General features: G+C 65.7%; 22 protein-coding genes. 10 read left to right on the forward strand and 12 right to left on the reverse strand.

Annotated features, from left to right (window positions below):
• Window positions 1-25 precede the first annotated feature (25 nt).
• From BUS12_RS09925 to BUS12_RS09950, 6 genes are all read right to left on the reverse strand, one after another.
• Window positions 26-952: an ABC transporter permease gene (locus BUS12_RS09925; protein ID WP_074295529.1), complete on the reverse strand. Its 927-nt coding sequence runs from the start codon at window positions 950-952 to the stop codon at window positions 26-28.
• Window positions 945-2,060 carry an ABC transporter permease gene (locus BUS12_RS09930; RefSeq protein ID WP_074295530.1) on the reverse strand — a complete coding sequence of 372 codons (1,116 nt, stop codon included), beginning with the start codon at window positions 2,058-2,060 and terminating at the stop codon, window positions 945-947. The genes BUS12_RS09925 and BUS12_RS09930 overlap by 8 nt, the downstream gene beginning before the upstream one ends.
• A gap of 36 nt (window positions 2,061-2,096) precedes the next feature.
• Window positions 2,097-3,194: a BMP family ABC transporter substrate-binding protein gene (locus tag BUS12_RS09935; RefSeq protein ID WP_074295531.1), complete on the reverse strand. Its 1,098-nt coding sequence runs from the start codon at window positions 3,192-3,194 to the stop codon at window positions 2,097-2,099.
• Between the two features lie 28 nt (window positions 3,195-3,222).
• Window positions 3,223-5,109, reverse strand: a complete 1,887-nt coding sequence (atzF, locus tag BUS12_RS09940; RefSeq protein WP_074295532.1) for an allophanate hydrolase — start codon at window positions 5,107-5,109, stop codon at window positions 3,223-3,225.
• A 260-nt stretch (window positions 5,110-5,369) separates the two neighbouring features.
• A complete protein-coding gene (locus BUS12_RS09945) occupies window positions 5,370-6,476 on the reverse strand; it encodes an NAD(P)/FAD-dependent oxidoreductase (protein ID WP_074295533.1) in 1,107 nt (368 codons plus the stop codon).
• Window positions 6,477-6,623: 147 nt separating this feature from the next.
• Complete coding sequence (locus tag BUS12_RS09950; RefSeq protein WP_074295534.1) at window positions 6,624-7,730, reverse strand: porin; 1,107 nt, start codon at window positions 7,728-7,730, stop codon at window positions 6,624-6,626.
• Between the two features lie 362 nt (window positions 7,731-8,092).
• On the opposite strand from BUS12_RS09950, the gene BUS12_RS09955 reads away from it, so the two are divergent.
• The 3 genes from BUS12_RS09955 (at window position 8,093) to BUS12_RS09965 (ending at window position 12,854) form a co-directional block, all read left to right on the forward strand.
• Window positions 8,093-9,349, forward strand: coding sequence for an AAA family ATPase (locus tag BUS12_RS09955; RefSeq protein ID WP_074295535.1), 1,257 nt, complete (start codon window positions 8,093-8,095; stop codon window positions 9,347-9,349).
• A 5-nt stretch (window positions 9,350-9,354) separates the two neighbouring features.
• Window positions 9,355-11,094: a cobaltochelatase CobT-related protein gene (locus BUS12_RS09960; protein WP_074297326.1), complete on the forward strand. Its 1,740-nt coding sequence runs from the start codon at window positions 9,355-9,357 to the stop codon at window positions 11,092-11,094.
• A gap of 167 nt (window positions 11,095-11,261) precedes the next feature.
• Complete coding sequence (locus BUS12_RS09965; protein WP_074295536.1) at window positions 11,262-12,854, forward strand: methyl-accepting chemotaxis protein; 1,593 nt, start codon at window positions 11,262-11,264, stop codon at window positions 12,852-12,854.
• On the opposite strand, the gene BUS12_RS09970 is transcribed toward BUS12_RS09965, so the two are convergent.
• Both BUS12_RS09970 and BUS12_RS09975 read right to left on the reverse strand, forming a co-directional pair.
• Window positions 12,835-13,668, reverse strand: coding sequence for a class II glutamine amidotransferase (locus BUS12_RS09970; RefSeq protein ID WP_074295537.1), 834 nt, complete (start codon window positions 13,666-13,668; stop codon window positions 12,835-12,837). The two genes, BUS12_RS09965 and BUS12_RS09970, sit on opposite strands and share 20 nt — an antisense overlap.
• A 27-nt stretch (window positions 13,669-13,695) precedes the next feature.
• Complete coding sequence (locus BUS12_RS09975; protein WP_074295538.1) at window positions 13,696-14,364, reverse strand: MarC family protein; 669 nt, start codon at window positions 14,362-14,364, stop codon at window positions 13,696-13,698.
• Between the two features lie 414 nt (window positions 14,365-14,778).
• Here BUS12_RS09975 and BUS12_RS09980 point away from each other — a divergent pair, with 414 nt between their 5' ends.
• Both BUS12_RS09980 and BUS12_RS09985 read left to right on the forward strand, forming a co-directional pair.
• Window positions 14,779-14,994 (forward strand): DUF3311 domain-containing protein, encoded by a 216-nt coding sequence (locus BUS12_RS09980; protein ID WP_074295539.1) that lies wholly within the window; start codon window positions 14,779-14,781, stop codon window positions 14,992-14,994.
• Window positions 14,991-16,472, forward strand: coding sequence for a sodium:solute symporter family protein (locus tag BUS12_RS09985; protein WP_074295540.1), 1,482 nt, complete (start codon window positions 14,991-14,993; stop codon window positions 16,470-16,472). The genes BUS12_RS09980 and BUS12_RS09985 overlap by 4 nt, the downstream gene beginning before the upstream one ends.
• A 39-nt stretch (window positions 16,473-16,511) precedes the next feature.
• Here BUS12_RS09985 and cobM read toward each other — a convergent pair whose 3' ends face one another.
• The 3 genes from cobM to BUS12_RS10000 all read right to left on the reverse strand — a co-directional run bounded on the left by cobM (window position 16,512) and on the right by BUS12_RS10000 (window position 19,328).
• A complete protein-coding gene (gene cobM, locus BUS12_RS09990) occupies window positions 16,512-17,243 on the reverse strand; it encodes a precorrin-4 C(11)-methyltransferase (RefSeq protein WP_074295541.1) in 732 nt (243 codons plus the stop codon).
• A gap of 73 nt (window positions 17,244-17,316) precedes the next feature.
• Entirely contained in the window at window positions 17,317-18,042 is a 726-nt protein-coding gene (locus BUS12_RS09995; protein WP_074295542.1) for a cobalt-precorrin-6A reductase, read from the reverse strand.
• Entirely contained in the window at window positions 18,039-19,328 is a 1,290-nt protein-coding gene (locus BUS12_RS10000) for a bifunctional cobalt-precorrin-7 (C(5))-methyltransferase/cobalt-precorrin-6B (C(15))-methyltransferase (RefSeq protein ID WP_074295543.1), read from the reverse strand. The genes BUS12_RS09995 and BUS12_RS10000 overlap by 4 nt, the downstream gene beginning before the upstream one ends.
• Before the next feature lie 206 nt (window positions 19,329-19,534).
• On the opposite strand from BUS12_RS10000, the gene cobG reads away from it, so the two are divergent.
• Genes cobG through cobJ form a run of 4 tightly spaced genes read left to right on the forward strand, consistent with a single transcriptional unit; the run spans window position 19,535 to window position 24,130 of the window.
• Window positions 19,535-21,016, forward strand: a complete 1,482-nt coding sequence (gene cobG / locus BUS12_RS10005) for a precorrin-3B synthase (RefSeq protein WP_083640330.1) — start codon at window positions 19,535-19,537, stop codon at window positions 21,014-21,016.
• Entirely contained in the window at window positions 21,009-21,635 is a 627-nt protein-coding gene (locus BUS12_RS10010) for a precorrin-8X methylmutase (RefSeq protein ID WP_074295544.1), read from the forward strand. Before cobG ends, BUS12_RS10010 begins: the two co-directional genes overlap by 8 nt.
• Complete coding sequence (locus tag BUS12_RS10015; RefSeq protein WP_074295545.1) at window positions 21,636-22,379, forward strand: precorrin-2 C(20)-methyltransferase; 744 nt, start codon at window positions 21,636-21,638, stop codon at window positions 22,377-22,379.
• Window positions 22,376-24,130 carry a precorrin-3B C(17)-methyltransferase gene (cobJ, locus tag BUS12_RS10020; protein ID WP_074295546.1) on the forward strand — a complete coding sequence of 585 codons (1,755 nt, stop codon included), beginning with the start codon at window positions 22,376-22,378 and terminating at the stop codon, window positions 24,128-24,130. Before BUS12_RS10015 ends, cobJ begins: the two co-directional genes overlap by 4 nt.
• Window positions 24,131-24,174: 44 nt before the next feature.
• On the opposite strand, the gene BUS12_RS10025 is transcribed toward cobJ, so the two are convergent.
• Window positions 24,175-25,422 carry an MFS transporter gene (locus BUS12_RS10025; RefSeq protein WP_074297331.1) on the reverse strand — a complete coding sequence of 416 codons (1,248 nt, stop codon included), beginning with the start codon at window positions 25,420-25,422 and terminating at the stop codon, window positions 24,175-24,177.
• Window positions 25,423-25,525: 103 nt separating this feature from the next.
• Here BUS12_RS10025 and BUS12_RS10030 point away from each other — a divergent pair, with 103 nt between their 5' ends.
• A complete protein-coding gene (locus tag BUS12_RS10030) occupies window positions 25,526-26,410 on the forward strand; it encodes a LysR substrate-binding domain-containing protein (RefSeq protein WP_074295547.1) in 885 nt (294 codons plus the stop codon).
• Window positions 26,411-26,492: the final 82 nt, after the last annotated feature.

Raw genomic sequence — 26,492 nt, forward strand, 5'->3', positions numbered from 1 at the left:
CTTCAGGTTGGCATCGACATGCGCGTCAGCGCGTGAGGCTGAGTTCGCCCGGCGCACCGGCGAGCGTCCGGTCGGGACGGCAATTGACGATCATGATCGCGAGCGTCAGCACGTAAGGCGCGGCGTTGTACAGGTAGTAGCCGCTCGTCACGCCGATGCCCTGCAAGGCGGGGCCGAGCGCGCCGGCCGCACCGAACAGCAGCGCGGCAAACAGACAGCGCAGCGGCTGCCAGCGCGCGAAAATCACCAGCGCGACGGCCATCAGGCCCTGGCCGCTGGAGAGGCCCTCGTTCCAGCTCCCCGGGTAGACCAGCGACAGATACGCGCCGCCCACGCCCGCAAAAAATCCGCCAACGGCCGTTGCGGCAATGCGAATGCGCGTCAGCGGATAGCCCATCGCCCGCGCGGTCTCCGCATGATCGCCGACGAGGCGCAGCGTCATGCCCCAGCGTGTGCTGCGCAAGCCCCACTGCAGCAAAAACGCGAGCACGATGCCGATCACGAACAGCGGGCTGATATGCAGCGCGTTGCGCAATTGCGGCGAGACGGCCCAACTGCCGAGGTCGATCGACGGCAGCATCGGCGCTTGCGGCTGGATGAACGGCTTGCCGAGATAGAACGCGAGGCCGGTGCCGAGCAGCATCAGGGCAATGCCGAAGGCGATGTCGGAGACGCGCGGCAGCGAGCACACGAGCCCATGCAGACAGCCGAACAGCAGGCCCACGATGCCGGCCGCCAGCACGCCAAGCCACGGCGAACCGGTCAGATAGGAAGCGGCATAACCGCTCATCGCACCGGAGACGAGAATGCCTTCGAGACCGAGATTCACGCGGCCGCCCTTCTCCGTCAGGCATTCGCCGAGACTCACGAACAGATACGGCGTGCTGACGCGAATCGCGCCGGCCAGCAAGGAGAGCAGCAGGATCACGACAGGCGAGTGCATATCAGGCATGAGTCTTCTCCAGTTGCACCGGCACTTCGGTGACGGCCAGCGCCTGCAGTTTCACGCGCCATGCCACGATGCGGCCACCCAGCGCTTCCCACGCGAGCAGGTTGGCGAACAGCAGGCCCTGCAGCACGAGCGTGGTCGCATCGGGCAGATCCAGACGCCGTTGCAGCAGACTGCCGCTTGCCTCGATGCCACCAATCAGGACTGCGCACAATACGATGGCCAACGGGTTTTGCCGCGCGGCGAAGGCCACCAGAATGCCGCTGTAGCCATAGCCCGCCAGCAGCGATGCATTCGCGCTGCCCTGCACCGCCGCGACTTCGAACATCCCCGCGAGACCCGCTGCGGCGCCGCCCATCGAACAGGCCGCCAGCGCCAGCATCCCGACCGGCAACCCCACCAACCGCGCGGCCCGATTGCTGCCGCCGACCACCCGCATGGCGAAGCCTTTCGTGCTGTGCCTGACGAACACCCACGCCGCGATACAGGCCAGCACGCCCCATAGCAGCCCCCAGTGCACCTCCAGCCCCGGCAGCGAGCCGATGGTCATGGCGTCGGGCACCGGTAGCGTCGAAGGCTTGTTCAGGCTCGCCGGATCGCGCAGCGGTCCCTCCACCAGATGTTTGAACAAGGCAATCGCGATATACGACATCAGCAGGCTGCTGATCGTCTCGTTGACGCCGCGCCATTGCCGCAACGCGCCGATCGCGCCGATCCAGATGCCGCCCGCAAGCATGCCGGCCACCGCCATCAACGGCGTGGCGACGAGCCACGGCGTGCCGGCCGGCAAGCACTGCGGCACCACCGCGGCCGCCAGCCCGCCGAGCGCCAGCGCGCCTTCGCCACCAATCACGATCAACCCAACCTGGGCCGGCAGCGCCACGCACAGCGCCGTCAACATCAGCGGCGACGCGCGCAGCAGCGTGCTTTGCCACGCAAACGACGAACCGAACGCGCCCTGAAAAATCAGCCCGATCGCATCGAGCGCCGGCGCGCCCTGCACCAGCAGGAACAGCCAGAACAGCAACAGCGTGCCCGCCAGCGCACACAGCGTGGGCAACGCCGGCAGCGCGCCGAGCATCAGCCGGGCAGAACTCGCATTAGGACGCATGGCCGCTCCTTGAGAAATGATCGGACCGCGAGTGCATCAGATCTGGCCCACCACACCCGAGACCAGGTAGTTCATGCTTTCGAGCGTGTAGTCGGTCTGCACGTGCGTGGTGCCGTCCGCGACCACCACGCCGCCCTTGTTGTCCTTGATCGGGCCTTTGAAGATCACGAATTCGCCGGACATCATCCTGGCTTTCACGCCGTCCGCGTTCTGGCGCGCGTCGGGTGTCACCTTCGCGCCATACGCCGACATCTTCACGAAGCCTTCCTTCAGGCCGCCGCGCAGCACGTTCGGTTGCGGCTTGCCGGTTTGCGCACCCGCCACCAGTTCCTTGTACGGCGTGGCCCAGTCCCATTCCGCACCGGTCAGATAACCCTTGGGCGCCAGCGCGGCCTGGCTCGCGTGATAGCCGCAGCTCATCGCGCCGCGCTTCTCGGCCGTTTCGATCACGACCTTCGGACCATCCACGTGACAGGTCAGCACATCGCAGCCCTGATCGACGAGGCTATTGGCCGATTCCGCTTCCTTGACCGGCATCGACCAGTCGCCCGTGAAAATCACGTGCGTGGTGATCGACGGATCGACCGACTGCGCGCCGAGCGTGAACGCATTGATGTTGCGCAGCACCTGCGGGATCGGCTTGGCGGCGACGAAGCCGAGCTTCTTGCTCTTGCTCATGTGGCCGGCCACGACGCCGTTCAGGTACTGGCATTCGTCGATATAACCGAAGTAGCTGGTGATGTTCGACGGGTTGCCCTGCTTCCACAGGCCGCCGCAATGCGCGAAGCGCACGTTCGGATATTTGGCGGCCATCTTCAGCACGTGCGGATCGAAATAGCCGAACGAGGTGGCGAAGATCAGGGTCGCGCCGTCCTGCTCGATCATCGCTTCCATGGACTTCTGCACCGCGATGGTCTCCGGCACGTTCTCTTCTTCGACCACCTTGACGTTGGGGAGCGACTTGATGACGTTGGCGGCCTGGGCTTGGGCCTGGTTATAGCCATAGTCGCCGCGCGCGCCGACGTAGATCACCCCGACGGTCAGTTTGCCGGCGGCGAATACCGATTCGAACGGCAGCACCGCACCAAGCGTCAGCAGGCTGGCATTCTTAAGAAAGTGACGACGATTGCTCATGACGGATCCGGTCTCGTGGGGTTGACGGTTAGGAAGAAACAGCAACGGAGGGAGAGGCGGCAAGGCTCGCGAGATAGGCCAGCCAGCCGCCGAAGTGCGTGATGTCGCGTGCGCCAGTTGCCGCCGTAATGGCTGCGGGTTCGCAGATAAAACCCTTGACGCTCAAGCCGTTCGCCAGTTGCACCGTGCCGATGCCCAGCGGCGCCGGCACCTGCGCAACCAGCGCGCCGAACAGGCGCAGGGGCACCTGCCAGAGTTCGACGACGATGGGTTGCGTGGGATTTTTTGCGCTGGCGCCGGCGTCGGCGTGGACAGGATGATCCGGCATCCTAACCAGTGCGGGCTTGGGTGGCGTCGTGCCGGCCAGCGCGAATAGTCGATAGTCGCGCGTGGTCTCGGTGGCTTCGATAAAGCGCGCCCCTGCTTCGAGCAGTTGCCCATTCAACGGTTGGCCACGCAGATGCGCGCCGACCACGGCGAGCGTGATGGACGGTTCGTCGGCCGGCAACGGGCGCTGTGGCAGGTCGGGCGCGTGCACGTCGTCGAAGAAGAGCTTCTGGATCTGCGCGCCCAACACCGCCAGCCGATGATCCGCCCCCGCCGGCGCGATCAGCGTGACGCCGGCCGGCAGGCCGTCGCTGCGTCTTGCGCACGGTACCGCCAGCGCACACAGATCGAGCAGGTTGACGAAGTTCGTGTAGTAGCCGAGCTGGCTGTTCAGCTCGACCGGATTGGCCTTGACGGCGGCGATGGTCGGATGCGTCGGCGTGGTGGGCACGATCAGGACGTCGATGTCGTCGAAGACCGCCTCGGCCGCGCGCTTGAGCGCGGCGAGACGGTATTGCGCAGCGAAGGCGTCGACCGCGCTGTAGTGGTCGGCCTTCCCGATCACGCCGCCGACCACCGGGTCGATCGCGTCGCGCTGCGTGTCGAAGAACTCGCCCACCGCGGCACGGCGTTCGGCGACCCACGGGCCGTCGTAGAGCAGCGCAGAGACTTGAGTGAACGGCGCGAGGTCGATCAGCGCCGGTGAAGGGGCGAGATGCTTGCGCAGCGTATCGAGCGTGGTGTGGAACGCGTCGGCGGCGAACGCGTCGCCGTAGAACTCGGCGCGGGCCGGCACGCCGATACGCAACGGCGCCATGCTCAAGCCCAGGGGCGGGACGCGGCGCGAGTAGCTATCCAGCGGGTCGAAGCCCGCCAACTGGCTCAGTACGGCCCAGGCGTCGGCCACGTCGTGCGCGAAGATCGACACGCAATCGAGACTCTGGCAAGCCGGCACCACGCCGCGCTTGCTGACCAGCCCGATCGAGGGCTTCAGGCCGACCAGTTCATTGAAGCCGGCAGGAACGCGGCCGGAGCCGGCAGTGTCCGTGCCTAGCGAAAACGCCACGCAGCCCGCCGCGACGGCGACCGCCGAGCCCGAACTGGAACCGCCCGAGACCCGTTCGGGAAACTCGACCTGACGCACGGCGCCGTACGGCGAGCGCACCCCGACGAGGCCGGTCGCGAACTGATCCAGATTGGTCTTGCCGATCAGGATGGCGCCCGCCTCCAGCAGACGCTGCACGACAAACGCCGATTCCGCCGGCGTATAGGCGAACGCGGGACAGGCGGCCGTGGTGGGCATGCCCGCCACGTCGATGTTGTCCTTCACCGCGAACGGCACGCCGAACAGCGGCGCCCGCTCAAACAACGCCGCGCCCGCTTCGGCCTGCAGCGCTTCGAGTTGCGCGGCGCGGGCGTAGAGCGCCTCGGCACTGACACGGTGGATCCAGACTTCGGGGCGATCCACTGCGTCGATCCGCTGCAGCGTTTCCTCGACGCACTGGCTGGGCGTGAACCTGCCCGACGCATAGCGCGCGGCTAGCTGGCTAATCGAACAGACGGTGCGGGCGGTACCTGTGGTAGTCATGAGTTCAATCTTGAATACAAGTTTGAACTCAAATAGCAGGTCTCATGCCAATTGGCCTTGGCTGCGTGCGCTCGAAGGCGCAGAGGCTTATGCAGCGGGCATTTTCGACGGGTGGTGGGTGCGTCAGACCATGCGCCGGCGCCCGTTTGGCGCTATGAGGCGAGGCCTATGTTTGTGCGTCATTCCCCACAACGGGGCGATCGTGAACCGCGACGGATCGTTGGGGAGCTCGACGCTGCACGCCGCAAGCCCCCTTGCCCCTACTCCGCGCTCGCCGCCACCCGTGCCGCGAGCTTGGCGTCGTAGCTCGAATGCACATGCACGCGCTTCTGCTCTGGATACGCGTACGTATAAGCCTTGCGCAAGGCCAGCGACGCCTCATGGAAGCCGGACAGAATCAGCTTTTGCTTGTTCGGATAGTTGGCGATATCGCCCACCGCGAAGATGCCCGGCCGTGAGCTTTCATAATTGGAAGTATCGACGTCGATCCGCCCGGCATGCAGGCTCAAGCCCCAGTTCGCGATGGGCCCGAGGTCCGCGACGAGTCCGTACAGCGCGACGACATGCTCCGCCTCGATCTGTGTGGCGCCGCCCACCTGGCGGATCTCGAGCGATTCGAGCGTACCGTTGGGAGCATTCAGCCCGGCTATGGCTCCGACCATAAACGTCATCTCCCCCGCCTCCACCGCGCGGCGCATCTTCTCGACGCTCGAATCCACCGCACTGAAGCCATTGCGCCGATGCACCAGCGTCAGCTTGCCCGCCACCGAACGCAGGGCCAGCGCCCAATCGAGTGCGGAATCGCCGCCCCCTGCCACCACCACGTTCTTACCGGCGAAGTCCGCGAGATTGCGCACGCTGTAATGCACATGACGCCCTTCCAGCGGCACGGCCTCTTCCAGCGCAAGCCGCTGCGGGGCAAACGCGCCATTGCCGGCGGCGAGAAGGATGGCCGCCGCGTCGAATTCGAGGCCCTCGCCTGTCTTGACCGTCCAGCGGCCGTCGGCGCGTTGCTCGACCGACTCGACGCGTTGACCGAGATGAATCGGCACATCGAAGGGACGGCATTGCTCCAGCAGACGCTCGACCAGTTCGCGGGCGGTGCACGACGGAATGGCGGGGATGTCGTAGATCGGCTTGTCCGGATACAGCTCGATGCATTGACCGCCTACCTCGCCGAGCGCGTCGACGATCTGGCATGACAGCCCGATCACGCCGGCCTCGAACGCGGCGAACAGTCCAACGGGACCGGCGCCGACAATCAGGACATCGGTGCGGACCGCATGCTGCGAGGCAGGCGATGTTTGCGACGCCTGTGGTGCAGCGGATGCATTCGGTGCATCGGGCAAAGCAGCGTTGGAAGTCATTCGTTGTCCCTGGTGTTGAGCAGGCCTAAGCGTGCATGAAGGTGCGTCAGCCCGCACAAGCTCATCCACCATACAGACTCAACCGCATCGCGGCAACGAAGACACCACGCGCGGTGTGGACAGCGCCGTCCGCACCGCGTGTTGCCCTTAGAATTGATGCATGATGCCGACGTAGGCGCCCGTCTGCGATTCGCCTTGCAGCGGACTCGTGCTCGAGGTGCCTTCGCGCGGATTGGCGAGCAGCGAGAAATTGGCCTGCTTGCTGTTGTCCACGTAAGCTACCGTGCCGTACAGGAAGGTCCGCTTGGTCAGGTTGTAGGTCGTGCCGAGCGTGTACATCGTCGCGTGACCGGACGGATCGTGCAGCGCGTCGCCGCCGCCGTCGCCCACGTCCACATAGAAGCCCGCTGCCGTCAGGGCCCAGGCCGTGTTCACGTTGTACGTCGCACCCAGCCAGTAGTAATTGGCGCTGTCCGCGAGGCCGTCCGGCGTGTCCGGCGCGGCGTAGTGGGTATAGGCGCCCTGGATCTTGATCGAGTCGAAGTGCACGTTCGCGCCCACGAAGAACTCGCGCGAGCTCGTGAAGATATTCGTGAACTGGCCGTTGTTGTCGCGCAGTTCGTCGTAGATGCCGCGTACGTCGAATAGCGTCGAGTGATACGACAGCATGATGCCGTCCGAGCGTCCGAACTCACCCGCTGCGCCGTTGTTGAAACCGTTCGGCTGATTGCCGAATGCATACTGGCCTTGCACGTCGAAACCGGCGAACACCGGGCTGTGATATTCGATGTTGTTGCTGGTCTGCTGCCAGTTGCGGCCGCGCACGAGTGAGGCGGACGAAAACGCCTGCTGGACCATCGGATCGAATTCCCAGACACCGTCGCTGTCGATAAACAGGTTGCGGCCCGCCTGCAGCGTGCCCCACTCGTCGCTCTTCAGGCCCACAAAGGCGCGGCGCGAAAACAGCCGGCCGCCGCTCGTCGTGCCGTTCATCACCTGCAAGCCGGTTTCCAACGTGAAGATGGCGTTGAGCCCGCCACCCAGGTCCTCATTGCCCTTGAGGCCCAGCATGCTGGTGCCCCAGTCGCCCCCTTCGGCGCTCCAGCTATTGGCCGTGCCGCCGTTGCCGTTGCTCACGTGATTCAGATACTGAACGCCGGCATCCAGCCGTCCATACAGAATGACACTGCTTTGTGCATGCGCGAGCGGGCTTGCCACCAGCAAAGCGGCCGTCAGTTGTGTGCGTAGTCTCATTGTTTTGCCTTATGCCATATCGTGGTTTCGTCCCGCATGGGCCATCAGTCGCGACACTGGACACAGAGAATGGTGGAAAGCACCGGATCAATGCCTGAATTGTTCGAATTGCTTAAGTGAAGCGAAACCATGACGCCGGACCGCGTCCAGAAAGCCGGGGAAACGCGCGCTCGCACTATAGGTGAATCGTCTTTGACAGTATATTTCGTTTGACGCAAATGTCATTTGTCTCCGGCGATCTCGACGCATGCTCCCTCTTCGTGAATGGCCGACCTGCCGGCCGGCAGGCGTCGCGCCACGTGTCCGCGATAAGATAGATGCTTGCTCCCAGCCGGCATGGCTGAACCTGACGACACGCCCCGATGAACGCCCCTGAACTGACCGAAGACGAACGCCTTGGCCTGTACCTGCGCAACACCGACACCGGCGCCGAATGGTGGCGCGTCACCGTGGCGGATCGGCCACAAACCTATCGCCTGGAACACGGCGTCGAAACCGCACAAGGCAACGCGTCGGTCGATATCGATCTGGTCGTGGATGAAGAGAACCTGCTTGCGAAGCTGAAGAAATGGCATCGCGAAGGCTTTGTGTTCGAGGCGCGCGGCGCGTCGCCGCAAGCCGATGCCCAGCAGCGCGCCGCGTTCATGCCGGCGTTGCAACGCGCGGCGGCAGCGCGGCGCAATGCTGGGAGCGCGGGCGAAGCATTCGGCGCTAGCCCGACCGATGCCGCCTCCGCGCCAACCGGCCACTCAGTCCGCATAGGCGAAATCGAGGTGCCTTGCGGCGTGCCCGGCCCGCTGGTGCCGCGCGTCAATCCGGCTTATCTGTTCTCGGAACGCTTTAACGACATCGTCGAAGATATCGTCGAGAACAAGCGCGTCATGCTGATCGGCCATACGGGGGCGGGCAAGACCAGTCTGATCGAACAGGTCGCCGCGCGTGCGCAGCATGGCGTGGTGCGCTCGAACATGAACGGCCAGACGACCGTGGGCGACTTCGTCGGCTTCTGGACCGTCAAGGGCGGCGAGACGCTGTGGGTGGACGGCGTGCTGCCCACCGCGATGCGTGAGGGACTCTGGCTGATCGTCGACGAGATCGACTTCGCCGAGCCGTCGATTCTCGCGGCTCTCACCGCCGTGCTCGAACCGCATGGCCGTCTCACCTTGAAGGAGAAAGGCAACGAGGTCGTCGCACCGCATCCGGCATTTCGCCTGTTCGCCACCGCTAACGCAGTCGGCGCGATGAGCCAGTTCCGCCATCTGTATCAGGGCGCGAATCTGATGAACGAGGCATTCCTCGACCGCTGGCGCGTGTATCTGCTCGACTATCTGTCGCCTGCCGAAGAGGCCGACGTGCTGGTGCGCACACTCGCTCCGCATATGACGCCCACGCTGGCCGCCACGCTCGCGGCGATCGCCGCCGATTGCCGGGCGGCGTTCGCACGCGAGGATCTGTCGAGCGCGTTCTCCACGCGGCGGCTGCTCGACTGGGCCGAGCTGATGCTGCGCACCGGCGACCCCGAGCGTGCCGCCGGTCCCGCCATCTACGCCAAGGTCAGCCCCGAAGACGCCACGCTGATCCGCGGCATCATTCGTCATCACATCGCCCCCGCCGGGTGAGCGCGATGCATACGGCGCGCGACGCCCGGGGCTTCGAGTTCGAATCCGCGCTCAGCAAGGTCGCGCGCGTTCTCACGGGGCAGTACGGCGTGACAGTCGTGTTCAGTCCGGATGGACCGAGGGTCGAGCGCGGCCGCATCGTGATTCCCGACTACGAAGTGGGCGAGGGTCTTTCAACCGATGTGCTGGTCGGCTATCTCGACCTGCTCGTCGCGCGGGCCAAACACTCCACGCTCGCGCAACTCGAAGCCCTGCCGCGAGGCGTGGCAAGCAATCTCGCCCAGGTCATCGAAGACCGGCGCGTGTGTGCGCAGTTGCTCGAAGAGTATCCCGGCGCGCGCTGGTTTATCGGCAAGCTCAGGGCGCATGCCGCAGCGCGCATGCAGCAAAGCTGGACGCGTCTGCGTTGGCGCGACCGCTTCATCTGGCGTGTGGAACGCGCGCTATGGGATGAGCCTGTTGCAGGCAACGAAACGAGCCAGTCACTCGCGGCCGCGCTCGGCGCCGCGCAGGATCTTCTTGAGCGGGCGGCCCACAGCCGCTCCACTGCGGACAGCATCGCCGCGGCGCAGGAGATTCTTGCGCGGGTTCGGGCGCTGTCGGCCGGTGAGGTCAACAACATGATGTTCTCGGTGGGCACCGCCGAAGACATCGATACCGACCCGCTACGCTCGTCGTTCGATCCGTTCGAAAGCGACGGCACCCGCGCGAGCGAAGAGAGCGCAGCGCCCTCGCCCACCGACCCGAGCGGCGCCGCCGAAGCCCTCAACGGCGCCGGCATGGGGCACGCGCTCGCCGATGCGCAGCCATCCGCAGCACGCGCCGATACCACCGCGCACACGCTGCGCGCCTCCGCGCGCATGGTGATGTCGATTCCGCTTGCCACCGAGTTCGACGTCGTCAACGACCAGACCGGTCGCGGCGACGCCACGGCATGGCGCGAACTGCGCAACGAGGCGCGCGCGGAAACCGCCCAGCTCAAGGAAAAACTCGAGCGCGCATTGAGCGCGGACGAGCGCACGCGCTGGCGGCGCGAGCAGGAGCGCGGCGAAATCGACCGGCCGTCGCTCGCCAAACTCGCCACCTCGCCGGGCTATCGCACGCCGTTCAAGGTGAAGCGCGCCACGAAAGGGCGCGACGTTGCCGTCACCTTGCTGATCGACCGCAGCGGTTCGATGGCCGGCCGCAAGATCGAACTGGCGCGGCTGTGTGCAGCCGCGTTGGGCGATGCGCTCACGCAGTTGGGCTTCGACTGCGAAGTGCTCGGCTACAGCTCGATCGAATCGCCGCAAATGAAGCAACTCTACGAACGGCAACGCGCGGCCGGCGTGGACTTGCACCGCTACAACCGGCTCGTCGAACGGCTCGATCTGCAGATCTACAAACGCTTCGGCTCGGCGGAGTTGAGCGGCCTCACGGGCATCGACTGCGGGCACGAGAACCCGGACGGCGAGGCGCTCGCCTGGGCCGCCACCCGGCTCGCGGATCATGCGGCCGAGCGGCGTATCCTGATGGTGTTCTCCGACGGCTATCCGGCCACCGGCGACGGCGACCCGCTGGTGTTGCGCAGCGATCTGCGCCAACGGGTCGCGGCGATTCAGAAGACCGGGATCGAACTGGTGGGCGTCGGTGTATTGACCGATGCCGTGGAAGCGTTTTATCCGCACAACGTCGTGGTGAGCCGGTTGGCGGAACTGCCGTCGACGGTGTTTTCCGTGCTGAGTTCGATGTTGTTGAGGCGGTAGCGGGACAGGAGCGCGTCCCCGCCGCATACCCACTCCACCCACGCTTCCCCCACCCAAGGGTTTCACTCTAGACACCCACACCCCCGAGATGCCGATAAACAGGTGAAGGCCGCCTGCGCCGGTGAAGTGCGGCCCCACGCTGTGGACAAGCCTCTCACGGAGTGTGGATGCGCAAGCTCGGATTCAAGCAAAAGCTCTGGCTGCCGCTGCTGGTCAGCCTGACCGCCCTGCTGCTGGTGTCGGTCTCGGCGGCTTACCTGTCGTACCAGACGCGCATTGAAGAGCGCAAGAACGATCTGGTCAACGTGGCGCATATCGGCTTGTCCATCGTCGAGGAGTACGCCGCGCTGGCGCAGGCCGGCACCCTCACCGATCAGCAGGCCCGCCAGCAGGCGCTCGCCCGGCTGCGCGACATCCGCTATGGTGAGGACGGCTACTTTCTCGTCATCAACTCGCGGCCGCAGATGGTGATGCACCCCATCAAGCCGAAGATGGACGGCAAGGACCTGAGCGAGGCGGCCGACGCCGACGGCCGCCATCATTACGTGACCTTCGCCGCGACCGCGCAGGCGCCGCAAGGCGGCTTCGTCGATTATGTGTTCCCGCGCCCGAACGTCACGCCGGCGAGAGCGGTCGACAAGCTCGGCTACGTGGTGCGCTATGCGCCGTGGGACTGGATCATCGCAACCGGCGCGTATGTGGACGACATCGATGCCGCGTTTCACACCTCGCTCTATGCAGCCGGCGGCGTTTTCCTGGTGCTGGCGGCCCTGCTCGCGCTGCTGGTTGCGTTCACCAACCGCAGCATCGAACGCACCATAGGCGGCGATCCGCACTACGCCGCCGAGATCACGGAGGCGATTGCATCGGGCAACCTCGCGATCGCCATCCGTACCCGCAAGAACGACACCGACAGCCTGATGCAGACGATCCGCCAGATGCGCGATGCGTTGCGGCGCACGATCAGCGAGATTCGCGGCGTCGCCGACAACGTCGCCGTCACCGCGCGCGAGATTGCCGGCGGCAATGCCGACCTGTCGGCGCGGACCGAAAGCCAGGCCGCTGCGTTGCAGCAAACCGCCTCGAGCCTCGAGCAGATGACGTCGATGGTGCATCACACCGCGGAAAACGCCCGCAGCGCAAGCCAGCTCGCGACCAGCGCCGCGCAGATCACCGACCGCGGCGGCGCGATGGTCGTGGAAGTAGTCGCGACGATGCGCGACATCTCAGGCGAATCGCAGAAGATGGTGGACATCATTGCGGTGATCGAAGGCATCGCGTTCCAGACCAACATCCTCGCGCTGAACGCCGCCGTCGAAGCGGCGCGCGCGGGTGAAGAAGGACGTGGCTTCGCGGTGGTGGCGAGCGAAGTGCGCAATCTGGCGCAGCGCAGCGCTGGCGCCGCGAAGGAGATCCGCGGGCTGATTCACAACGCCGTGAGCAAGGTCGGCACGGGCGCGGAACTGGTGGAGAAAACCGGTACAACGATTCAGGAAGCGCAAGAGGCAATGGCCCGCGTGACCAGCATCGTGCAGGAGATCGCTTCGGCGGTGGGCCAGCAAAGCGCGGGCATCGAGCAGATCAACCTGGCCGTGACGCAGATGGACAACGTCACCCAGCAGAATGCCGCCCTCGTCGAACAGGCGGCCGCGGCGGCGCAGTCGTTCGACGATCAGGCGCGTCAGTTGCAAGCGGCGGTGGCCGCGTTCAACGTGGGCGAGCGCCCCCACGCACGCGCCGTCAGCCGAGGTGCGGATTGAACGCGTACTGTTCGATCTCGCCGCCGCGCGCCACCACCGCCGTGCTCTCCGGAATCTCTTCCCACCAGCCGGGCAGATCTACCAGCGGTTCGGACAGGACGAGGAACGCGTCGTCACCGGCCGCAGCAATGCGGGAATCGTGCGGATACAGCTCGCGCAGATGATGGAACGACGAACTGTGGAACAGCGAGCGCGATTCGCGTTCGCTCGAGTAGCGCACGGCGATGATCTGTTCGCCGTCCGTCGCGCACACGGTCATGTTCAGCGGCTGCTCGACGCCGTTTTTGCGCCCGGTGGCTTCGACGAAGGCGACCATCCGCTCCAGCGCGGTGACCGGCGTGAGTTCGAGGCCGAAGGTCAGCGCGAGAAAGAACAGTACCTCGGAATCGGTCGAACCTTCGATGGACGGGAACAGCTCGGGCTTGATCGCCATCATCAGTTCGCGCCGCACCGCGGGGTAATTGCGCACGAGGCCGTTGTGGACGAACAGCCAACGGCCGTAGCGAAACGGGTGGCAGTTGGTTTCCTGCGCAGGCGTGTCGGTGGCCGCGCGAATGTGCGCGACAAACAGCGGCGAATGGATGGCGCGGGCCGCCTCGCGCAGATTCCGGTCGCTCCACGCGGGCTGCATGCAGCGGTAGCGAAAGGGAATGTCGGTGGGACGCCCATACCAGCCGATGCCGAAGCCGTCGCCATTGGTGGTGGTCTGGCCGAGGCGCGAATGCAGGCTTTGATCGATCAACGAGTGTTTGGCGCGAAACAGCACCGTCTCGAGCTGGACGGGGTTTCCGGTGTAGGCCAACCAGCGGCACATGGGGGGGCTCCTTGGCTGTGTTCGATGCTACTTCGGTGGCAACTGCGCAATCGGAATCAGAAACTCGGAAAAGCCGGTCAAGATGATCTGCACGCCGATGCACAGCAGCAGAAACGACGACACCCGCATCGCCACCTTGGTGCCTTCGACGCCCAGGTAGCGGGCAAAAATGACGGCGCGGCTATAGGTGATATAGACCACCACGGCCACGATAAGCGAGATCGCCACCGAGGCGATGCTCGACAGCACGAACTCCGACAGCTTGTGGGTGCGATTGGCGTTCAGCGCAATCGCGGTGGCCACCGAACCAGGCCCGGTGGTCAGCGGCACCGTCAGCGGGAAGAACGCCTTCGAGGTGGCATTGTCCGCGTCGACGCGCTTGACGGGCGTGTCGGCAGGCGGCGTATCGGGCGCATTGAGCATGTTCCAGCCGCTCACCGCGACGGCGAGGCCACCGCCAATCCGCAGCGCCTCCATGGAAATGCCGAAGAAATGCAGCACGGGTGTGCCGAAAAAGAACGCGACGAGCAACACGCACAACACGTTAATGGCGATCTTGCGCGCCAGCGCCGTGCGCTCTTCCGTGGTGAGCGACGCCGTCCGGTCGAGAAAAACAAAGGCAATGCCGAACGGATTGATGATGCTGATCAACCCGGTGAACCCAAACAGAATGTCCGCGATCAGACTTTCCACCATGTTTTGCGATCCGCCTCGAACGACGGCTGATGGGTTCCGGCTGGAACGCGATGAGCCGTCGGTGATTGTCTGGCTGGACGAAGCCTGCGCCCCATCCAGATCGATCCACCGGCGCCGTGTATGCGGCACCCGTTGCTGCGCCTACCCGTGGCTCCAGGATACTCGCACGCCTAATGATATCGCGGCGCGGCATTCGTACGACACTATCCGCGCGGCGCAATCGTGGCGCAATGCAGCATGGCAGAACGATTCAGCAGACCTGGCGCAACCCCACCGCGCAAGCCTGCGCCCCACTACGGTCAAACGGCCTACATCTTTTTGACGACCTTTACGGACCGGACCTATCTGGCATAAAGTCGGGACGGAAGACTAGGCTTCACCTAACGCATCGATCCGTTCGAGGAGTCGCTCCACATGTTCCTTCGCTTTCTCGCCGCGCTGCCGTTCATCGGCATCCTGCTCGGCGTTCCGTTCGTCAACCGCGTCGAGCCGCTGGTGTTGGGCATGCCGTTCGTGCTTGGCTGGATCGTGCTGTGGGTGATCCTGATCTCGGTCATCATGGCGGTGATCTACCGGCTCGACCCCACCAACCGTCAGACCGCCGTCGATACCGATGAGGCCCGATCATGAGCAGCGCTCTCGTTATCATCGCCGCCGTCACGGTGTTCGCGCTGTATCTCGGGCTGCGCGCCAAGCGCGGCCACGACATGAGTCTCGAACAATGGACGGTCGGCGGCCGCAGCTTCGGCACCGCGTTCGTGTTCCTGCTGATGGCCGGCGAGATCTACACCACCTTCACCTTTCTCGGCGGCAGCGGGTTCGCCTACGGCAAGGGCGCGCCGGTCTATTACATCCTCGCTTACGGGTCGCTCGCCTACATCCTGTCGTACTGGATGTTGCCACCCATCTGGCGCTTTGCGAAAGCCCAGCGGCTGATCTCGCAGCCGCACTTCTTCTCGCGCAAATACGATAGCCCGGCGCTCGGCGTACTGGTCGCGCTGGTCGGCGTGGCGGCGCTGATCCCGTATCTCGTGCTGCAACTGAAGGGGCTCGGCATTATCGTCGCGACCACCTCGTACGGCGCGATCTCGTCGACCTCGGCGGTCTGGATCGGCGCCGCGGTGGTGACGTGCTACGTCATCGTTTCGGGGGTGCGCGGCTCGGCGTGGAACTCGGTGGTAAAGGACACGCTGATCCTGGCGGTGGTGCTGTTTCTCGGCATCTATCTGCCGATCCACTACTACGGCGGACTGGGCGACATGTTCCGGACCATCGACGCCGCCAAACCCGGCTTCCTCACCTTCCCCGCCAAGGGTTCGAGCGTGGCCTGGTTCCAGTCGACCGTGCTGCTCACCGCGCTCGGATTTTTCATGTGGCCGCATACGTTCGGCTCGATCTTCACGGCGAAAGACGAACGCATTTTCCGCCGCAACGCGATGGTGCTGCCGCTCTATCAGTTGATCCTGCTGTTCGTGTTCTTCGTCGGTTTTGCGGCCGTGCTGAAAGTGCCGGGCCTGAAAGGCGGCGATATCGATCTGTCGCTGTTCAGGCTGTCGCTGCAGACTTTCGATCCGTGGTTCGTGGGCGTGATCGGCGGGGCCGGCGTGCTGACCGCGCTGGTGCCGGGCTCGATGATCCTCAACACGGCCTCGACCCTGCTCGCCAACGACGTCTATCGCGGCCTGCTGAAGCGCGACGCAACCGACGCGGCCGTCACCAAGCTGGCGCGCATGCTGGTGCCGGTCGTGGCGCTGGTGGCCGTGGCCTTTACGCTGCATGGCGGCGAGACCATCGTGGCCCTGCTGCTGATGGGTTACAGCTTCGTTACGCAGTTGTTTCCGGCCATGGTGTGCAGTCTCGCACCGCATAACCGGGCCACCAAGCAGGGCGCGTTCTGCGGGATTCTGGCCGGCGTGGCCGTGGTGGCGGTGACCACACTGATGCATCTCAGCATGGGCCAGTTGTTCCCGTTCCTGCCCGATGTCGCCAAGGACGTGAACATCGGCTTCGTCGCGCTGGCCTTGAACATCATCGTGTTCGTGATTGTGAGCGCGGTCACTCAGCCGCGTTCGAGCGGCCAGCCTCAGGCACAGACCCACGTGCATTGAGAATGCGGGCGGGGCCATCCTCGGGTCGCCTCGCCCCGTCTAGCTGCCCGCTTTCGCGTACAGCGTCGAATCCGCAAAGCCCTCCGCATCCAGCACGCGCCCAACCAGAATCAGCGCGGTTCTTTCGATCTGCGTGGTCTGCACCTTGCCGACAATGTCAGCAAGCGTGCCCGTGATCTTCTCCTCATCCGGCCAGCTTGCACGGTAGATCACCGCGATCGGACACGCGTCACCGTAGTGCGGCCGCAGTTCATCGACGATCCGCGCCAGATGCCGCACGCCGAGATGAATCGCCATCGTCGCACGATGGCGCGCCAGATCGCCCAACTGCTCGCCTTCCGGCATGCTCGTCTTGCTGGCGAAACGCGTGAGGATCAGCGTCTGCGACACGTCTGGCAAGGTCAGCTCGCAACCGAGCGCCGCCGCACAGGCGGCCGTCGCCGTCACGCCGGGCACGATCTCATAGGGAATCCGCAATTCGCGCAGGCGGCGGATCTGCTCGCCGATCGCGCCATACAAAGACGGATCGCCCGAATGCACTCGCGCCACGTCTTTGCCGCCGTCATGCGCTTCTCTCAGGAGTGCGATGATTTCGTCCAGATCGAGCTCGGCCGTATTCACGACCTGGCCGGCGGTGTGTCCGTCCAGCACGGCGGCCGGAACCAGCGATCCCGCATACAGAATGACCGGGCAACTGCGCACGAGGCGCTGCCCTTTCACCGTGATGAGCTCCGGGTCGCCTGGACCCGCGCCGATAAAAAACACCGTCATACCAACTCCGTGATTCGATGATCCGATGCGCGTGCCCGATGCGATTCGTCATGGCAAGGCACGCGCGAAACAGTCAGGATATTAAGGTTTGCAGTGCATCCAGCAAGTCGGCGGCACGCGTGAATTCGCGCTCCACCGAGGGTAAGTCCGGACGCCGCAGCATGATGACCGGCAGGCTGCGCTCGCGGGCGACTTCGAGTTTCGCTTCGGTGGCGTTGCCGCCGCTGTTCTTGCTGATCACGACGTCGATCCGGCTCGCGCTGAACAAGCTGCGTTCGCCTTCGACAGTGAACGGCCCGCGTGCATCGAGGATGCGCGCCTGCGCGTTGCCCGGGTGAGCTTCGAGACAGCGCACGATCCAGTGCTGGTGCGCGGGGATCTCGTCGAGATGCGCGAGCGGTTCGCGGCCCAGCGTAAAGAGCGGACGCGAGAACGGGGCGAGCGCACTGGTCAACTCGGCCCAGTTGTCGACCATGCGCCAGTCGTCGCCGGTCTGCGGTTGCCAGGCCGGGCGGCGCAGCGCCCAGCACGGGACGTGCGCGGCACGACTCGCGGCAAAAGCGTTTGCGCTGATCTGCGCGGCGTACGGATGCGTGGCGTCCACCAGCAGGCCGATACGCTCGTCGTCGAGATAGCGCGCCAGTCCGTCAGCGCCGCCAAAGCCGCCGACGCGGACGGTGCAGGCAAGATCCGTCGGCACCTTGCCGAGTCCGGCGAGGCTGTAGACGTGGTCAGGGCCGAGTCGACGCGCGATTTGCAAGGCGTCGCCGGTGCCGCCGAGCAGGAGGATGCGGGTCATGGCTTCGTTCGCCCGGCGTCTCGTCCGACGCCGCCGGCGTGACCGGATGCTGACTCTGCCGCAAGCTCATCCCCCGGCTCACCACCCGGCTTCCCCACTTCCAGCAACGTGATAGGCAACGCCTGCCGCCATGTATCGAAACCACCCAGCGGCTGCGCTTCGGCCAGCGCAATGCGCGTAAGCGTGCCGCCATGCTGCGCACGCCACGCGACGAGCGCCGCCTCGCCCTGCAGCGTGACCGCATTCGCGACCAACCGGCCACCCGGCCGCAACTGCGCCCAGCAGGCATCGAGGACACCCGGCACGGTCACGCCGCCGCCGATAAAAATCGCCTCGGGCGCGGCGAGGCCGTCAAGCGCCTCGGGCGCCCTCCCCGCGACCAGTTGCAAACCCGGCACGCCAAGCGCGTCGCGATTGTGTTCGATGAAGCGCTGACGTTCCGGATGGCCTTCGATGGCGATCGCCCGGCAAGCCGGATGCGTGCGCATCCATTCGATCCCGATCGAGCCGCTGCCCGCGCCGACATCCCACAGCAGTTCGCCGGGCATCGGCGCAAGACGCGCGAGCGTGATGGCGCGAACGTCGCGCTTGGTCAACTGGCCGTCGTGGCGAAACGCATCGTCGGGCAGACCGGGGGTGAGCGGCAGACGCGGCGCGCCGTCGAGAGCACGGCATTCCAGCGCGACCAGGTTCAACGCGGCCACAGTCTCGCCGGACCATGCATCAGCGCGGCCATCGAGACGGCGTTCGCACTCGCCGCCCAGGTGTTCCAGCACGATCATGCGGCTCGCGCCGAAGCCGCGCAATGTGAGCAATGACGCCAGAGCAGCCGGCGTGGCGCCGTCCGCACTCAAGACGAAAAGCCGCGCCCCGCCATGCACATGCGCGTTCAGCGTAGCGAGCGGCCGGCCTACCAGCGAAACCGCCGTCACCTCCTGCAACGGCCAGCCGAGGCGCGCCGCCGCCAGCGACAGCGACGACGGCGCCGGCAGCACGCGCATTTCACCAGCGGGCAATTGACGCGCAAGCGTCGCCCCAACGCCGAACAGCATCGGGTCGCCGCTGGCGAGCACGCATACCGGGGTGTCGCGCTGGGCCAGCACCGGAGCGATATCGAAGGGACGCGGCCACGCTTCGCGCCGCGCGGCGAGACGGGCGGGCAGCATCGCCAGATGCCGCTCGCCGCCGAATACCACGGCCGCGTCGAGCAGCGCGCGGCGTGCCGCTCGCCCCAGACCGGCAAAGCCGTCATCGCCGATGCCTACCACGGTCAGCCATGCCGGCATGAATCCTTCCTCATACGTGATCTTGAATTGATCGGCTGCGGCGCGCCAATCAAGGCCGCAGCGTCGTTGTGCTGTTCGAAAAAAGGCATAATACCGTGTCGTCGGCGCCCTTCGGGGCCGAAGAGGGCACACAGAGCCAGTGTGGCCGCCCCAGCAACGGTATGCAGCGAGCTCGGACCGTCGCGCGACGCTAACCCGGTGCTCTCTTGAATCACGCGTCATCCTCCTTCGTCACGCCTGTTACTGCCCGTCCCTCGGCTTGCCCGGGGCTGCTGCGCATCGTCGCGGCGCTCGATGGCGGCATCTGCCGCGTCAAGCTGCCGGGCGGCGTGTTGCGGTCCACCGAGGCGCGCGCGATTGCCGAGGCGTCGGAGCAGCACGCGGCGGGCGTGATCGAGGTCACCAACCGGGCGAATCTGCAGATACGTGGGGTGATGGCAGGGCATGAGGCGGCGTTGATCGAGACGCTGGTGAATGCGGGGCTCGGGCCCACGGCGGGGTTGATTGATGCGGCGAACTACGGAGCGGCTGTTGCGCTCGATGCGTCTACTGCACCTACTGCATCCACTACAACCACCTTGCTTGCCGCCTCCGCCGCAGACGACGTGCGCAACCTGATGATCAGCCCGAGCGCCGGCCGCGATCCGCAGGCGTTGTTCGACACTCGCGCGCTCGCTGCGCAGATCCTCGCGCTATTGCAAAGCGAGCCGCGTTTCGCTGCGCTGTCGCCGAAGTTCGCGCTGCTGCTGGACGGCGGCGAGCAACTGGCGATGCTCGACCATCCTCATGACGTCTGGCTAGCAGCGACGGCTGCACCTGAGGGTGTGCGTTTCGCGTTCGGGTTGGCCGGCTGTCCGCCGGTGGCGCGAGCGGATGACCGCGGACGCAATGCGAAACCCGGCACCCCCGCACTCGCCGCCGTCCTGCCCTCGCAGGTGCCCGCGCTGGTGAACGCATTGCTGCAAACGTTCCTCGACCTGGCCGCCCCTGACGACACGCGCATGCGGCACCTGCTCGCGGCCCACCCTGTAGAAGCCGTCTTGCAGCACACCCAGACGTACCTCGACTTCCCGCTAAACCGCGACCCCGCACTCGCCGACTGGCATCGCGCGCCCGCCGACGCTTCGCTGCGCCTCGGCGCCCATCCGCAGCGTATGGCGGGCACGTGGCAAGCGGGCGGCCAGCCGCCGCTCGGCCGGCTCGACGCAGCAACGTTGCGCGCCCTTGCAACCATCGCCGAAGATTCCGGCGACGCCACATTGCACATGACCCCATGGCAAAGCGTGCTGCTGCCCGACATCGCCGCGCACGCGACCGCCTCCGTTCTCACCGGCCTTGCCGCACTCGGCCTCGCTTGCAAAGCCACCCAGCCGCTCGCAAGGCTGATCGCCTGCGCCGGCTCGACCGGTTGCGCGAAAAGCCAGGCCGACACCAAGGCCGATGCACTGCACCTCGCCGCGCTGTTGCCAACCACCGTCGAACAAGTGCATCTGAGCGGCTGCCCACGCTCATGCGCGGCGGCGCATCGTGCGCCGTACACGCTGCTGGCGGTGGCGCCGCGCCATTACGACCTTTATCGACGCGACGACGACCACCCCGGCTTCGGCCAGTGCGTCGCGCACCATCTGACGATTGAACAGGCCGCCGACGCCCTCGCGCGGCTGGCCCGGAGCCCTTTTGATGCTTGATTACATCCGCGACGGTCAGGAGATCTACCGCCAATCCTTCGCGACGATTCGCGCGGAGGCCGACCTCTCGCGCATTCCCGTGGACCTCGAAAAACTCGCCGTGCGTGTGATTCACGCCTGCGGCATGGTCGACGTGGTCGACGACCTGCTTTTCTCCACTGGCGCCGGCGCAACGGGCCGCGCGGCGCTCGCCGGCGGCGCGCCGATTCTGTGCGACGCACGCATGGTCGCAGAAGGCATCACGCGTGCGCGTCTGCCTGCTAGTAACGAAGTCATCTGCACGCTCGGCGATCCTTCAGTACCGGCGATGGCGCGCGAACTCGGCAATACTCGCTCGGCGGCGGCACTCGAACTATGGCGCCCGCATCTGGCGGGCAGCGTGGTGGTGATCGGCAATGCGCCGACCGCGCTGTTCTATCTGCTCGAGATGCTCGACGCCGGCGCGCCCCGCCCCGCGCTGATTCTCGGCTTCCCGGTGGGCTTCGTCGGCGCGGCGGAATCGAAAGCGTTGCTTGCCGAACACAGCCGTGGCGTGCCCTACGTGATCGTGCAGGGACGGCGCGGCGGCAGCGCGATGGCCGCCGCCGCAGTCAATGCACTCGCTTCGGAGGCCGAATAAATGAGCGCTCATCAGCATCGTTCGGGCCGTCTGTTCGGACTCGGTGTCGGCCCCGGCGATCCCGAGCTGATCACGCTGAAAGCGCTGCGCCTGCTGAAGGCCGCGCCGGTGGTCGCCTATTTCGTCGCCAAGGGCAAGAAAGGCAACGCGTTCGGCATCATCGAAGCGCATTTGAGCGAGACGCAGCAGCACTTGCCGCTCGTCTATCCCGTGACGACGGAGGCGCTGGAACCGCCGCTATGCTACGAATCGATCATCGCCGACTTCTACGACACCGCGGCTGAAATCGTCGCCGCGCACCTCGACGCGGGCCGCGACGTCGCAGTGATCTGCGAAGGCGACCCGTTCTTCTACGGCTCGTATATGTACCTGCACGACCGGCTTGCGGCAGGCTTCGAAGCGGAAGTCGTGCCCGGCGTGTGCTCGATGCTTGGCGGCGCGGCGGTGCTCGGCGCGCCGCTGGTGTATCGCAATCAGAGCCTGTCGGTGCTGTCCGGTGTGCTGCCGGAGGAGGAGTTGCGACGACGCCTCGCCGATGCGGACGCCGCCGTCGTGATGAAACTGGGCCGCAATTTCGACAAGGTGCGGCGCGTGCTCGGCGAACTTGGACTCGCGGAGCGGGCCTTGTACATCGAGCGCGCGACGATGGCGAACCAGCGCATCGTGCCGCTCGCCGAAGTCGATCCGATGGCCTCGCCGTATTTTTCGCTGCTCGTCGTGCCGGGGGAAAAATGGCAAGGATGACGCCGCCAGCCATCGTGATTCTCGGCGCCGGCGCGCTCGCTACGGCCCGGCGCGTGCAGGCGTGCTATCCGGACGCTCGGGTGCATGGCTTGCAGGGCCGCGTCGAGGCGGACGTGGCGTACGCCGAACTCGCTGCGCATCTGCGCGACCTGTATGCGCGCGGCACGCCGATTGTCGCGCTCTGTGCGGCAGGCATTGTGATTCGCTGCGTGGCGCCGCTGCTTGCCAACAAAGGCGTCGAACCGCCTGTGCTAGCCGTAGCCGAAGATGGCAGCGCCGTGGTGCCCTTGCTCGGCGGTCTGGCGGGCGTGAATGTGATGGCGCGTGAAATAGCCGCTGCGCTCGAGGTCGCGCCGGCTATCACGACGAGCGGCGAGTTGCGCTTCGGCACCTGCGTGCTGAATCCGCCGGAAGGTTACGCGTTGGCGAGTCTCACGCAAGGCAAGCGCTTCGTGTCGGATCTGCTGGCTGGAGAAAGCACGCGCATCGAAGGCGATGCCCCGTGGCTCGACGATGCGCAACTGCCGCGCGCGAGCGAAGCAAGGCTCGCGATTCGCGTGACGCCGAAGGCCTGGGATGGCGGCGCGAATGAGTTGGTGATTCATCCGCGCAGTGTGGTCGCAGCGGTGAGCGGTGATAGCAAGCCTATCGCCGGACAGGTTCATGCCGCATTGCAGGCGCACGACCTGGCGCCGCTTTCGCTCGCGGCGCTGCTTGCACCGGTGGCGCGGATGGGCGATGGCGCGCTTGTCGAAGCGGCTGATACGTTGGGCGTACCGCTGAGATTTGTCGAAGCCGGCACAGATGGCATCACACGCGCGGCGCATCACGACGACACGATCACGACATCGACCGCGCGGCGCTTGCTTGAAGCCGCCATGCGCGTGCCCTATGCGACGCTACAGGACGACGCCCACGAGGACATCGCCCTCGCGTTGAGCCGGACGCCCATCGATCCGGATACGGTCGGACAGCGCCGTGGCAGTCTCACCGTCCTCGGCCTCGGCCCCGGCAGCGCGGAACTGATGGTGCCCGCCGCACGCACGGCGCTTGGCGAGGCGACTGACATTCTCGGCTACGAAACCTACGTGAAGATGGCGGGCCCATTCCGCGCCGATCAACAAGTGCATGGCACGGACAACCGCGAAGAGATGCAGCGGGCGCGACATGCGTTCGAGCTGGCGAGTGCGGGGCGGGCGGTCGTGGTGGTGTCGTCCGGCGATCCCGGGGTGTTTGCGATGGCCGCCGCCGTGCTTGAAGCACTCGATGCGTCCGGGGATGCGCGCTGGGGCGCCGTCGAGCTGAATATCGTGCCCGGCGTTTCGGCCGCCATGGCGACGGCCGCGCAAGCGGGCGCTCCGCTTGGCCACGATTTCTGCATGCTGTCTTTGTCGGACAACCTCAAGCCGTGGTCGATCATCGAAACGCGTTTGCGTCATGCGGCGCAAGCCGATCTGGTAATGGCGTTCTATAACCCGATCTCGCGCGCGCGGCCCTGGCAGTTGGACAAGGCGCTCGATATCGTGCGGGAATATCGTGCGCCGGCGACCAGGGTCGTGCTGGGAAGGGATATCGGCAGAGCGGGGGCTTCGCTTAGGAGTACCACGCTAGGCGAGTTGCGTTCAGACGATGTCGATATGCGCACGATGGTCATTCTCGGATCGTCCACGACGCGTGGCTTTGCGCGTGGCGCTCAGGGAGAGTGGGTGTATACGCCGCGGTGGTATCCGCAAGGCGCAACTGAAGCCTGAGCGGGATCTCGCCGGCGAGCGGGCGGACCCTCTCGCCTGGATCGTCAACCCGCCTCCGCTCCCCGCACCGTTTCCGTCACCCGCCTCGCCTGCGGCCAGAAATACCAGACCGCGCCGAGAATCTGCAACACCAGCAGCACCGCCCAGGCGCTCATATGCGCCTCGGCCGGATAGTGCGCGCCATCGGCCATCAGCCGCGCCGGATAGAGACTCAACACCGCGCCGACGCCGGTCTGGCACAGGAAGATCAGCACGAACATCACCAGCGTGAGCGTCGTGTTGACGCGGCCTATCAGATGGCTCGGGAAGTGTTCGGCCAGCACGGCATAGCTGAGAATCCCCGAGCCGCCGAAGACCCCGTAAGCGGCCCACAGCCACACCGCGGGCACCGGCACGCGGGCCATGATGGCGCCCTGGACGCCAATGAACAGCAGCATGCCCACCCCGGAAAAAGCGGCCAGACTCACGCCAAACCGCTCCAGCCGACGCGCGATCGCGCCAAATCCGACGCAGCCCGCCATCATCGCCAGCGCCACCACCGAGACCAGCGTCGCCGTGGCATGCGCGGTCAGGCCGATGACGTCGCGCATATACGGCGCCATCCACAGCGATTGCATCGCATAGAAGACCCCTTGCGCCATACCCGACAGCGACGCAATCTTCCAGAACACGCGGCTGCGCAGCACATGCCCCACGCCGCGCAACTGTTCGACGAGTCCCGCTTGCCGATGCGTCTGCACCGCGTCGGGTACGCCGAACCAGATTGCAGCCGACGTGCACACCGTCACCGCGGTCAGACCGAAACAAACCAGACGCCAGTCGGTAAAGTGCAGCAGCCAGTTCAACGGCGAGCCCACCACGACGCCGCCGAAGCCGCCCACCGCCATCACCAGCCCATTGAGCAGCGGCAAGCGGCTGACCGGGAACCACTGCGCCAGCGCCTTGAACGCACCGCCGAGGCACACCGACACCCCGACGCCGATCAACAGCCGCCCCGCCATCAAGGTCGCGAGGCCGTGCGCCATGCCGAACACGGCCGCGCCGGCGGCGGCGACCAGCAATAACAGCGCGGAGACTCTTCGGGCACCGAAGTGATCGAGCAGCACGCCCGCCGGCAGTTGCGCGCCCGCAAAACCGAGGAAATAGAGGCTCGTCAGCAGACCGAGATCCGCCGCCGACAAACCGATGTCACGCGCCATAAACGGTGCGAATTCGATATTGATGCCGCGATAGACATAGGAAATGAAATACCCGCAGGCAAACAAGGCGAATACGCGCAACCCTTTCGACATGGTGAAAAACTCGAGCAAATGAATCGGAGATCCATTGTCCCTGCTCGCGCTTTCGCCGGCCAACGAAACGTTTTTGCCGGGATTGTGAGTAGAATTTGACATCATGGCCAAACCGCTCCCTCCCCTGCAGGCGCTCCGCGCCCTCGAAGCAGCCAGCCGGCATCGCAGTTTTACGCGGGCCGCCGACGAATTGAATCTGACGCACAGCGCGATCAGCCATCATCTGCGCAACCTCGAAGATACGCTCGGCACGCCGCTGTTTCGCCGGGTGGGGCCGCGCATGATCCCGACCAGCGCGGGCGCGCGGCTGGCCGAGCGGGTGCGGCTCGGCCTTGCGGAGATCGACGACGCCCTCACGGAAGCGCGGGCAGGCGACCGTGGCGGCGCGGTGCGGCTCGAAGTCAGCGTGATGTCGGACCTCGCCGGCAACTGGCTGATCCGCCGGCTCAACGGCTTCGCGGCGCAGCAACCGCACATCGAGCTGATGCTGCGGGTGCATGCCCAGCTCGTACCGCCGGATCCGTACACCGCCGATCTGGGCATCTGGCACAAACGGGTCGACGAGCCGGGTTTCGTCTCTCACAAGCTGATCGACGACCAGTTGATTGCCGTCGCCAGTCCGTCGTTGCTGGCGCAGATTCCCAATTTCCGCGTCGCCGATACCCGCAAGCTGCCGATGCTGCGCTTCGCCCACCGTGCCTGGCGCGACTGGCTGGAGGCCGCCGGCTTGCCCCTGCAGGAGCCGACGTTCGGCCCCATCTTCGACAATCCCGACTCGTTGCTGCAGGCGGCCATTGCCGGTCAGGGCGCCGTGACGGCGCGGCGCCTGCTGGTGCGCGATGCAATCGAACAAGGCACGCTGGTGCAGATCGGCACGGTCTGCGTGCCGGCAAGCCTCGAGTACTTCGTGAGCTGGCGCGAAAACCATCCGCGCGAAGCGGAGATCCGCGCGTTTTATGAATGGATGCGCGAACAACTGGTGAGCTGAACGGATCAAGGCCGTCGAATGAGGCTCACCTTGGTCTTCATGCTCAAGGCCGTTGGCGGTTTCGGACGCTGAGGTGTCTGGC

The organism is Paraburkholderia phenazinium, assembly GCF_900142845.1.
GTDB classification, from domain to species: Bacteria; Pseudomonadota; Gammaproteobacteria; order Burkholderiales; family Burkholderiaceae; genus Paraburkholderia; species Paraburkholderia phenazinium_A.